Source organism: Maribellus maritimus, assembly GCF_022267315.1.
In the GTDB taxonomy this organism is placed as follows: domain Bacteria; phylum Bacteroidota; class Bacteroidia; order Bacteroidales; family Prolixibacteraceae; genus Draconibacterium; species Draconibacterium maritimum.
This window is the reverse complement of record NZ_JAIKLE010000019.1, coordinates 105190-116856: the sequence shown is the minus strand read 5'-3', so window position 1 is coordinate 116856 and position 11667 is coordinate 105190. Positions and strand designations below refer to the sequence as shown.

The window sequence follows — 11667 nt, the reverse complement described above, 5'->3', positions numbered from 1 at the left end:
GCCTAAACCAATAAACCTGAAAATCACAGACTAAAATGACTGCTTTTTTTTGAAATATTATCATGAAAAAAATCGTTTTTTTTATTCTTATCATTTTGAGTCATCAGGCATTTTCACAGAATGAAAAATTGCTTGCACCAACTCCCCCTATGGGATGGAACAGTTGGAACTGGTTTGGTAAATATGGCATCAACGAAGATGTTATCAGAGAATGTATCGATGCCGTTGTTGAAGAAGGTTTATTGGATGCAGGCTACGAGTATTTTGTAATCGATGGCGGATGGAGAGATGTAAAACTTACCGAAAAGGGTGAGCTTTTACCTAATCCTGACAGGTTTCCACACGGAATAAAAGTTTTAGCCGATTATGCCCATTCAAGAGGATTAAAATTTGGACTGCACACTGTTCCAGGCACACACGACTGTGGAGGCGATGCAGTGGGAGGTTTTGGAAATGAAGAAGTTCAAATCCAACAATTTGTTGACTGGGGTTTAGACTTTATCAAACTCGACAAATGTAAACATGCTGATGGATGGAACGAAGAACTTTTGGAACAAACCTATGAGAAGTGGCAAAATCTTCTGGAAAAATCAGGTAGAGACATTGTTTTAAGTATCAGTGCTTATACGTGGCGCGATTGGTATCCCGAGGTTGGTCAGATGGCCCGGACTACCGGCGACATCAAAGCCCGTGTTTCAAAAGGAGCTGTTTTTGATGGTATTCCGTTAAGCGTGATGGGTGTTTCAGAAACAAATAATGAATCAGCTCAATTTGCCGGAAATGGCTACTGGAATGACCCCGATATGTTGGCTACAGGAGAACAAGGATTAACAATTGATGAACAAAAAGTACACTTTGCTCTGTGGTGTATTATGTCTTCTCCGTTAATACTTGGAAACGATCCCCGAAATATGACACCGGAAGAAAAAGAGATAATCACAAACGAAATTGCCATTGCAGTTAATCAGGATCCGACAGAGCAAGGCCGGCGAATTCAAAAAGAAGGGAATACAGAAGTTTGGGTGAAAAAGCTAAATAATGGAAAAAAAGCCGTTCTTTTACTTAATCGTGATGCGGAAAAAACCGGGAAAATTGAAATATCTCTTGAAAAACTGGGGTTAAACGGTAAAGTAAAAGTTCTTGACATATACAATGGAAAAAGTTTGGGAAAAGAATCAAAATCAATTTCAAAAGAAGTTCATCCCCTGTCAGGCGTATTCCTTCTTGTTGGTTAACAAAAAAATTATAAACTTGCTCACTTGAATCGTATCCGAGAGACTTAAATTAAACTTATTTTAAACAAAATTTCAAATGAAAATGAGAGTCAGAACCAAATCCAATAAAGTGTTTTCAATTTTTATCATTATACTGACACTTGGTGTTTTCGGTTGTCAGAATAGTTCTAAAAAAGAACAAAACGAACCGGAAAAATTACCGAATATCGTCATTATTTATATGGATGATCTTGGATATGGAGATGTTGGCGCTTATGGCGCAACTGAGATTCACACACCTAACATGGATAAACTGGCGAACGGCGGAGTGCGGTTTACCACCGGTTATGCCTCATCAGCAACCTGCAGCCCCAGCAGGTATGCACTGTTAACCGGACAATATCCCTGGAGAAATGAAAATGCAAAAATTCTTCCCGGAACAGCTCCTCTTCTCATTGGCACTGAACAATTAACAATTCCGAAAATGCTAAAAGAAAAAGGCTATTACACAGGAGTTGTGGGGAAATGGCATTTGGGTTTAGGAAGTGGGAATGTAGATTGGAACGAAACCATTGCTCCCGGACCCAACCAGGTTGGCTTTGACTACTCATATATAATGGCTGCCACACAAGACAGGGTTCCAACGGTATATATTAAAGATGGTAATGTGGTTGGACTGGAGCAAGACGATCCAATTCAGGTTAACTACCAAAAAAACTTTGAAGGAGAACCCACAGGTAAAGATAACCCGGAACTTCTCAAAATGAAATGGCATCATGGTCACAACAACAGCATAGTAAACGGAATTCCAAGAATCGGTTTTATGAAAGGCGGTGAAAAAGCGAAATGGATTGATGAAGATATGGCCGATACTTTTCTTGAAAAAGCAAAACAATACGTTCAGCAACATAAAGATGGTCCGTTTTTTCTTTATTACGCACTTCAGCAACCTCATGTACCAAGAACTCCGAACGAAAGATTTGTTGGTTTATCGGGTATGGGGCCACGAGGAGATGCAATTGTGGAAGCCGACTGGTGTATTGGTGAATTTATCCAAACACTTCAGAGCGAAGGAATTCTGGATAACACACTTATTATTTTTTCAAGCGACAACGGCCCGGTTCTGAATGACGGTTATTATGATGATGCAGTTGAGAAATTAGGAGATCATACTCCATGGGGACCTCTGCGTGGAGGCAAATACAGTTTGTTTGAAGCTGGAACAAGAGTTCCGTTTGTTGTATACTGGAATGGTAAAGTTACACCCGGCGTTTCAGACGCGATGGTAAGCCAGATTGATATTTTTTCGTCGCTGGCAGAACTGGTTGGTAGCGATAACAAAACCGAAGACAGTAAAAATTTGCTTGATGTGTTTATGGGCAAATCTGAAAAAGGGCGTGAAGAGTTGGTTTTGGAAGCTACTTCCAGAACAGCTCTACGCAAAGGAAACTGGGTAATGATCCCGCCATATGAAGGCCCGGCAAAAAACAATTCAGTGAATATTGAGTTGGGTAACTCATCCGAATTTCAATTGTACGACCTTTCCAGTGATATTGGTGAGCAAAAAAACCAGGCAAAAGAAAACCCGGAGAAATTACAAGAGATGGTTGAAATATTTAAGCAAATCAGAGGAGCTGATTTTGAAAATATTCAACAACTGGAACTAAAATGATATACCATTCACGGTGCGCCACTTTAAGTCGCACCGTGAAAACAATATCCATCAGAAGTTTTCAATAAAAATGAGATCGTTTACAATAATATTTCATTTTACCTCAAGCCTTCTGATTTCATTTTTTTTGTTCAGTTGTAGTAGAACTCCGGAAAAGTCTGAACCAAAACCCAACATCATTTTAATAAACATTGATGATATGGGTTGGCGTGATGTAGGTTTTATGGGCTCGGAATACTATGAAACCCCAAATATAGACGCGTTGGCAGCCAGTGGAATGATTTTCACAAACGCCTATGCCTCAGCGTCCAACTGTGCTCCCAGCCGCGCCTGTATGATGAGCGGCCAGTGGCCCCCAAGACACGGCATATACACCGTTGCAAATTCGGAAAGAGGAAAAAGCAGCGACCGAAAATTAATTCCGGTCGTTAACAACGAATACATGCCGGAAGGCAATTTACTCTTCCCCCGGCTTTTGCAACAAGCCGGATACAAAACCTGTCATGCCGGGAAATGGCACCTTTCAGACAATCCGATTAACTTCGGGTTTGATATAAATATTGGTGGCAGCCATGCAGGTAATCCGGGAAGTTACTATCCACCCTATAAAAATGTACCTTCACTGGAAGCACCAAAGGACGATTATTATCTTTCTGATTTAATAATGGATAAAACCCTCAAATTCATAAAAAACACGGATACACCTTTCTTTCTGTATTATGCATCTTATGCTGTGCACACACCGATTCAGCCTGTTACTGAATTACTTCCCAAGTATAAAAACAAAGCGGAATGGAACGGACAAAACAATGCGGAATATGCTACAATGGTTGAGAATATCGATGCTCAAATCGGGAGATTAATTGGTGAACTTAAAAATTCAGATAAACTCAAAAATACATTTATTCTTTTTACTTCCGATAATGGAGGACACTACGGAATTACCAAACAATGGCCGTTGCGCTCAGGAAAAGGTTCTTACTACGAAGGAGGAATCCGGGAACCCCTATTTGTGAGCTGGTTTGGCAAAGTAAAACCGGGCAGTAAATCCGATGCTCCGGTAACAAACCTCGATTTTTATCCTACAATCCTGGACGTTGCGGGGATTGAAAAACCCACAAACAAAATCCTGGATGGGAAAAGTCTCCTGCCTGTTTTAACCCAAAACGAGACGCCGGAAGAACGACCACTCTTCTGGCATTTTCCAATTTATCTTGAAGCGTATGTCAAAAACGATACAACAACCCAGGATCCGCTCTTCCGCACCCGCCCGGGATCTGCTATTCGTTTGGGCAACTGGAAACTTATTCAGTATTTTGAAAACAACGACATTGAATTGTATGATCTCGAAGATGATATCAGTGAAAAAAATAATCTGGCGGAATCAAATCCTGCCAAAAGAGATGAATTGTTAAACCTGCTAAAAAAATGGCGGGAGGAGATAAACGCACCCGTCCCCGAAGAGTTAAATTCGGAATACAAATTCGCGAGCAACTAAAATGTTGATTTTCTTATGCAAAAGAAACCAAATAACAGATTAAAACTTATCCACATTCTGATACTTTGTGTTTTCAGTATATTTTTGAATTCAGGTGCAAAATCCCAAAATACAAAGCACAACTACATTCATCTGGAAACATTTGACGAGCTGCAACAATTTTTGAGCTACCAGGGAGACAACTTTCATTTGATTAGCGCCCACAGAGGCGGCCCTGAAAACAATATGCCTGAAAATTGTATTGCAACATTTGAGAATACGGCAAACCATACGCCTTCCATTCTCGAAGTTGACCCGAGATATACCAAAGACAGCGTTGTTATATTATTGCATGATTCAAGCCTTGAACGGACTACAACCGGCAGAGGAAAAGTTTCAGATTTTACATTTGACGAGTTAAGCCGGCTAAAACTAAAAGATCTCAACGGCAATGTTGCCGATTATGGTATTCCAACCCTAAATGAAGCCCTGCAATGGGCAAAGGGAAAAGCCATTTTACTCTTGGATAAAAAAGATGTTTCAATCGAAAAACGGCTGGAGATAGTCGAAAAAAATAACGCCGAAGCTTATACAATTATATCAGCATACTCTTTCAAAGATGCCAAAACCTGTTATAACCTGAATAAAAATATAATGATACAGGTTTTTATAGGTAGTCCGGAAAAAGTCCTGGAATTTGACAATACTGAAATTCCGTGGAGTAATATTATTGCATTTGTCGGGCATCAACAACCGGAAAAAAAAGAGGTAATTGACATGATCCACAAACGTGGAGCAATTTGTATCATGGGAACCTCGCGCAATCTCGATCTTTTAATTTCAAACGGAGAAGTAAAAGATATAGAATCACTCAAAAAAGATTACGAAGATTTATTAAAACTGGGAATTGACGCGCTTGAGACGGATATTCCTGTTCAGTTGAGCAAAATTCTTACACTTACAACAGAGGAAAGTACAAAACACAAATATTTACATTAATCCCAAAAAACTGTTCTTTATGAAACATATTTCTATACTTCTGTCCATGATTTCTTTCTTATCTTTTTCAGAGAATACAATCGCTCAGGTGAAAGAAAAGCCAAATTTTATTCTGATACTTGCCGACGATTTGGGTTTTGCTGATTTGAGCCTGAATGGCAGCAAGCAAATTCACACTCCCAACATCGACAGATTGGCGGAGAATGGGGTGAATTTTACAAACGGTTATGTTTCAGCACCGGTTTGCAGCCCTTCTAGAGCTGGATTATTAACCGGCAGAAACCAGGTGCATTTTGGCCATGACAATAATCTGGCAGAAGTTCAACCCGGATTTGACGAAAAATACAACGGTCTTCCACTCACCGAAACAACAATTGCCGCAAGATTAAAAAAACAGGGTTATGTAACCGGGTTAATCGGGAAATGGCATTTGGGAGCGGAACCTTACTTTCATCCTTTAAAACGTGGTTTTGATGAAATGTGGGGTTACACCGGTGGTGGCCACGATTACTTTGTTGCCGAAAACGACGGCAATGGTTATAAATGCCCCATTGAATGCAACTATAAAACACCACAGCCAATTACCTACATTACCGACGACAAAGGTGACGAATGTATCGATTTTATCAAACGTCATAAAAACGAACCATTTTTTTTGTTTGCGTCGTTTAATGCCCCGCATGCGCCAATGCAGGCAACCAAAGAAGATCTTGAGTTATTCAAACACATAAAAGATAAAAAACGCCGAACTTATTGTGCTATGGTTCACCGGCTTGATGTAAACGTCGGCAGAATTATAAAAACCCTTGAAAAGGAGGGACTGGAAGAAAGTACATTAATCGTTTTTCTAAGTGATAATGGCGGTCCTTGCGACCAAAACGCGTCTGTTAACGCACCTTTTAACGGACAAAAAGGAATTTTACTTGAAGGTGGAATTCATGTGCCGTTTATTATGAAATGGAAAGAAAAACTTCCGGCTGGTAAAACCTTCAACGATCCGGTAATTTCAATCGATATCGCCCGCACATTTTTTGAACTGGCCGGAGGTAGAGTGACAAGCGATATAAAATTGGAAGGAGTGAACCTAATTCCGTTTTTAACCGGCGAAATGAATACAAAACCTCACAATTCGTTTAATTGGCGTTTTACAATTAGTGCTGCTATCCGCGAAGGAAACTGGAAACTGATACGGCTGCCCGACAGGTTACCCATGCTCTTTGATTTATCAAAAGATATTTCAGAGCAAAACGATGTAGCTTTAGACCATCTGGAACAAACAAAATCGATGTTAAAAAAGCTGGGTGACTGGGATGTGGTACAACCCCACCCTGTATTTCTGGAAGGAGCTCAATGGAAAGCCCGGCAATTAAAATTATATGATGAGAAATACCAGCTGGTTCAACCTGAAAATTAGGATAATGTTTCATTAATATCAAAAATATCAGCCTGTTCTTCAAATCATTGCATTCTTTGTTTGTTTATCTGACAAATTGAATATATTTGCTTTCTTTAACCAGCTAAAATAAAAACTAACAATGAAAAAACTGTGGTTGCCGGTTTTGCTGCTGGCATGTTTTACTCATCTTTTCGCTCAGTCAAAAAAAGATACTACTTTAAATACATTCAATAAAGATTTTGTATTAAATATAAAAAAAGCGCAATCAGCAATTAATATTGATGGAGTAATTGACGAGCCAGCCTGGTTAACAGCCGAAAAAGCAAACGATTTTCACGCCGTTTTACCCATCGATACCGGACTGGCCATTCAACCATCAGAAGTGATAATGACATATGACGATAAAGCATTTTATCTTGCTTTTACTTTTTACGATACCATTCCGGGAAAACGTATTATGGAATCGTTCCGGCGCGATTTTACTTTTTACAACAACGATAATTTCCTTGGTTTTTTTGATACATTTCTCGACCAGACAACCGGATTCACATTTGGCCTTTCGGCATCAGGAGCTAAATGGGACGGTGTGATGCATGGAGGTGCCGGCAGCAACCTCAACTGGGATTGTAAATGGGAATCGAAAGTAAAACACTACGAAAACAAATGGATTGGTGAAATGAGAATCCCGTTTAAGTCCATTCGTTATCCCTCGGGAACAAAGGTATGGAATGCCAATTTTAGCCGTCTCGATTTGAAAACCAACGAAAAATCGGCATGGGCACCGGTTCCCCGACAATTCCCCACTTCGAGTCTTGCTTACGCTGGAGTATTAAAATTTGCCGATCCACTTCCAAAATCAAAAATCATGTTCTCTTTAATTCCCTATCTGTTTGGAAGCTTTTCAAACGATTACGAAGCCGGCACAGGAAATGTCTGGAAAAAAGATTTTGGTTTTGATGCAAAAGTCGGTCTCTCAACATCAATGAATCTTGACTTAACCTACAATCCCGATTTTGCACAAGTTGAAGTTGATGAACAAGTAACCAATATTGACAGGTTTGAGTTGTATTTCCCAGAAAAACGACAATTCTTTCTGGAAAACAGCGACCTTTTTGCCGACTTCGGCTCGAAAACTGCAACACCTTTCTTCTCAAGACGAATTGGTCTGGATGCTCCTGTTTTGGCCGGTGCAAGACTTAGCGGAAAGATTGGAAATGACTGGCGAATTGGTTTTATGAATATGACCACTCAGAAAACAAGTAATTTTCTGGCAAGAAATTTTACAGTAGCGTCGATACAAAAGAAAGTCTTTGCACGCTCAAATATCGGCGTTATTTTTGTAAATAAAGAATACATCGATCAACCTGTTGACACATCAATGTTTAACCGTGTAGTGGGTGTAGATTATAACCTGGCAAGTGCCAATAATATTTGGTCAGGAAAGTTCTATTACCATCGGTCTCTCCAACCGGACAATCCGGGAGATCAATATTCTCAGGGAGCCTTGTTAAGTTATAGTACAAAAAATATTCAGGCAATAATTGGCCAACGCTCAGTAGGTGAAAATTTCAATGCTGAAACGGGATATATTACGCGCACAGGCTATCACCACATCAGCCCCGAAATAACATATTTGTTTGTTCCCAACAAACGAATTGTGAGCCACGGACTTACACTGGAAACAAATTTCTATTTCGACCAGGATTTTAACCGGATAGACCAGGAAAATGCTGCCACATACCAATTTGAATTTCAGGATCGATCCAACATTAAAATAGGATACAACAGCGTTTTTATCAAACTCCAAAGAGATTTTGATCCTACGCATATCTCCGCAGATTATCTGCCTGCAGGAACAGAGTATAACTTCGGACATGCTAAAGTAAGTTATACTTCTACACGAAAAACCATGTTTAACTGGGCGGCAGAAGCGGCTAAAGGAACTTTCTACAACGGGGATATCCAATACATTTCCGGACGATTTGGATACAGATATCAACCTTACATAAACCTGTCCTTAAATTTTAATTACACCGATATAAATTTGCCGCAACCCTTTGAGCATGCAAAGCTCTGGCTCGTAGGTCCAAAGATTGATGTAACGTTTACAGAAAAACTATACTGGTCGACATTTGTGCAATACAACGAACAGATTGACAATATGAATATCAATTCGCGTTTGCAGTGGCGATACCAACCTGTTTCTGATATTTACATCGTTTATACCGACAATTATATCCCAGGTAGCTGGAATTCCCGAAACCGGGCATTGGTTTTAAAAATTACCTACTGGCTAAACTAACTGTACAAAAAACAGGTAAATAACCGGGATTTTACTAAAATGTTAAACCGGGATTCGCTTTGAATAATAGTTTCAAACATTCGTAAAATCAATTATCTTTGCACTTCTCAAAAATATTTTGAAAAAAATTGTTTATATTATAGTCTTGTTTTAATCATAAAAAACTCATTATCAAAATGAAAGTAACAGTAGTAGGAGCTGGTAATGTTGGTGCAACCTGTGCACAAATTGTTGCCGAAAAAAATATTGTTCAGGAAGTTGTTTTGCTCGACATCAAAGAAGGTGTGTCTGAAGGAAAAGCTTTGGATTTGTGGCAAACTGCTCCCATTAATTATTATGATTCCAGATTAGTTGGATCTACAAGTGATTATTCAAAAACCGCTGATTCAGAAGTTGTGGTAATTACATCCGGCGTTCCGAGAAAACCCGGAATGAGCCGCGACGATTTGATTTCTATCAATGCAGGAATTGTCAAAAGCGTGACTGAAAATGTTGTGAAATATTCACCAAAGGCAAAAATCATTATTGTTTCCAATCCGTTGGACGTAATGACTTATGCTGCTTATGTTACAGCCAAAAAGCCAAAAACAGAAGTAATGGGAATGGCCGGAATTTTAGACACTGCACGTTACCGTGCTTTTCTTGCCGAAGCCTTGGACGTATCTCCAAGAGATATCCAGGCACTTTTAATGGGTGGACACGGTGACACAATGGTTCCGCTTCCTCGTTATACGACTGTTTCAGGTATCCCTGTTACTGAGTTGATTGACGAAGAAAAATTGAATGCTATCGTTGAAAGAACAAAAAAAGGCGGTGGCGAATTGGTAAATCTTATGGGAACATCGGCATGGTATGCTCCGGGATCAGCAGCTGCACAAATGGTAGAAGCCATCGTTATGGACCAAAAACGCATTTTCCCTTGTTGTGTGAAATTGGAAGGTGAATACGGCTTAAACGATATGTTTGTTGGTGCACCGGTTAAGCTCGGTAAAAACGGGGTTGAAGAAATTATTGAAGTTGCTTTGAACGAAAGCGAAAAAGAGTTACTTGTTAGTTCTTCAAACGCAGTAAAAGGCGTAATGGACGTTCTCGACGGAATGAATATTTTGTAAATAGGATTCTTCTCAAAATATAAACGGCTGATTCTCTGAGTCAGCCGTTTTTTGTATATTTTCACCACATGAAGATAAAAATTCCACTGCAGGTGATTGAACTGGAAGAAGGTAATTTCCACATCATCGCCAACGGGAGATTTAAAGACGATACTACCGGTTACTGGGCAATTGATACCGGAGCTTCAAAAACCGTTTTTGACAAAACATTAAAAGAATACTACAATTTCACAGATGATATATCAGAGGAAATTCACTCGGCCGGCATTGGCGAAAAACCATTGATAACAACAATAGGTACACTAAAATCTTTTCACCTGGGAAAATTTAAGGTCGAAGAATTAAAAGTTGCTTTGATCGATCTCTCTCATATCAATCAGCTGTATTGCAGGGCAACAAACCTCGAAATTAGTGGATTAATCGGAGGCGATTTTCTGGTAAAATATAAAGCTGTTATCGATTACAAACGACGAGTCCTCCAGCTAAACATCTGAATTTCCAGAATCTCGTTCAATATTTGGAGCAATATTGACAACATAATTCTGAAGAGACTGCTGCCGGAAAGCATTTTGATCCCAGTCGGAATCTTCGAGGTAGCAAAGATCACTTTCCCAAACAAAAGCAATTGCTTTGTACTTTAATTCTCCCGCAAACACATCGACCTCCTTTTTTGAATACTCCTCTCCTTCATAAAGAGTTAAAACGTGAACTGACTCTTTATCAACATCGAGCAGCAGAAGTCCCTGAACCGCACAATCGTTACAGGGAACAATAGCCGGATAATCACAACCTTTCACGGCAAGTCTTCTAAATCCTTTTACCGTTGCAGGAACTGAATTAAATCTTTTGCCAGTAAGTTTTCTTACCAATTCAGGAAAAAGAAGTGAGCCGTAAACAAAAATGTGTTGCATAAGCTTCATTAATATTGGAAACACCTCAAATTTAATTACTTCGTTTTTGCAAACCTGAACTATTTCGGTATATTTGCTCCGCTTAAAAAAATGCAGTGGTAATCAAAATAAAAATATCAAAAAAAATGGCAGCAAAGCTGTTGATCTTTGCGGCTTTAACAGGACTTGCCATTTTTCTTGATAATTATTTTGAAAAAAATCCCGTTGAGTTGAATAATATTGCGGAAGGCTCAGGACATGCTGCAAGCGAACACGGAACCATTTATTTATTTTCGCAAAGCAGTTCAACAACGGTAAAATCGTTCGACCAGAGAATTCCAGATCAGAGAATTCTTCAGCATTCGCATAACAAATTACTTCAAAAATATCATCAGTTAAGAAGCTACCAGATGATGAAAAAGGAGGCCGGAATTCAAAATAAGCCTTTGATTTTAACTTGCTGTTTTCTTCTTTTTCGAAGTTATCATTTCACATTCCCCGATGATGATATTCCGCTTATAGCTTAATTTCCAAATATTTATTTTGGAAAGGATCCATCTGATCCAAAAATCTCGTTCCGAGAATAAAATTGTAATTTATTAAAA

10 protein-coding genes are annotated in these 11667 nt (G+C 39.2%); 9 read left to right on the top strand and 1 reads right to left on the bottom strand.

The genetic code is table 11. The annotated features are described in order from the left end of the window. The first annotated feature begins 62 nt into the window (after positions 1-62). The 8 genes from K5G00_RS17215 to K5G00_RS17180 all read left to right on the top strand — a co-directional run bounded on the left by K5G00_RS17215 (position 63) and on the right by K5G00_RS17180 (position 10666). On the top strand, positions 63-1235 hold the full coding sequence (locus tag K5G00_RS17215; RefSeq protein WP_238767422.1) for a glycoside hydrolase family 27 protein: 1173 nt from the start codon (positions 63-65) through the stop codon (positions 1233-1235). 82 nt (positions 1236-1317) lie between these two features. Continuing rightward, the gene (locus K5G00_RS17210; protein WP_238767421.1) at positions 1318-2886 is read left to right on the top strand and encodes a sulfatase family protein; all 1569 of its coding nucleotides are present in this window, start codon (positions 1318-1320) and stop codon (positions 2884-2886) included. 70 nt (positions 2887-2956) lie between these two features. Then, complete coding sequence (locus tag K5G00_RS17205; RefSeq protein ID WP_238767420.1) at positions 2957-4384, top strand: sulfatase; 1428 nt, start codon at positions 2957-2959, stop codon at positions 4382-4384. A 15-nt stretch (positions 4385-4399) separates the two neighbouring features. Then, complete coding sequence (locus tag K5G00_RS17200; protein WP_238767419.1) at positions 4400-5362, top strand: glycerophosphodiester phosphodiesterase family protein; 963 nt, start codon at positions 4400-4402, stop codon at positions 5360-5362. A gap of 19 nt (positions 5363-5381) precedes the next feature. After that, positions 5382-6776 carry a sulfatase gene (locus K5G00_RS17195; protein ID WP_238767418.1) on the top strand — a complete coding sequence of 465 codons (1395 nt, stop codon included), beginning with the start codon at positions 5382-5384 and terminating at the stop codon, positions 6774-6776. A gap of 121 nt (positions 6777-6897) precedes the next feature. Next, entirely contained in the window at positions 6898-9060 is a 2163-nt protein-coding gene (locus tag K5G00_RS17190) for a DUF5916 domain-containing protein (RefSeq protein WP_238767417.1), read from the top strand. A 176-nt stretch (positions 9061-9236) separates the two neighbouring features. Beyond that, the gene (gene mdh / locus K5G00_RS17185; RefSeq protein ID WP_238767416.1) at positions 9237-10172 is read left to right on the top strand and encodes a malate dehydrogenase; all 936 of its coding nucleotides are present in this window, start codon (positions 9237-9239) and stop codon (positions 10170-10172) included. A gap of 68 nt (positions 10173-10240) precedes the next feature. Further along, a complete protein-coding gene (locus K5G00_RS17180) occupies positions 10241-10666 on the top strand; it encodes an aspartyl protease family protein (protein ID WP_238767415.1) in 426 nt (141 codons plus the stop codon). On the opposite strand, the gene K5G00_RS17175 is transcribed toward K5G00_RS17180, so the two are convergent. Next, positions 10655-11083, bottom strand: coding sequence for a gamma-glutamylcyclotransferase family protein (locus K5G00_RS17175; RefSeq protein ID WP_238767414.1), 429 nt, complete (start codon positions 11081-11083; stop codon positions 10655-10657). The genes K5G00_RS17180 and K5G00_RS17175 overlap by 12 nt on opposite strands. 125 nt (positions 11084-11208) lie before the next feature. On the opposite strand from K5G00_RS17175, the gene K5G00_RS17170 reads away from it, so the two are divergent. After that, positions 11209-11589 carry a hypothetical protein gene (locus K5G00_RS17170; protein WP_238767413.1) on the top strand — a complete coding sequence of 127 codons (381 nt, stop codon included), beginning with the start codon at positions 11209-11211 and terminating at the stop codon, positions 11587-11589. Positions 11590-11667: the final 78 nt, after the last annotated feature.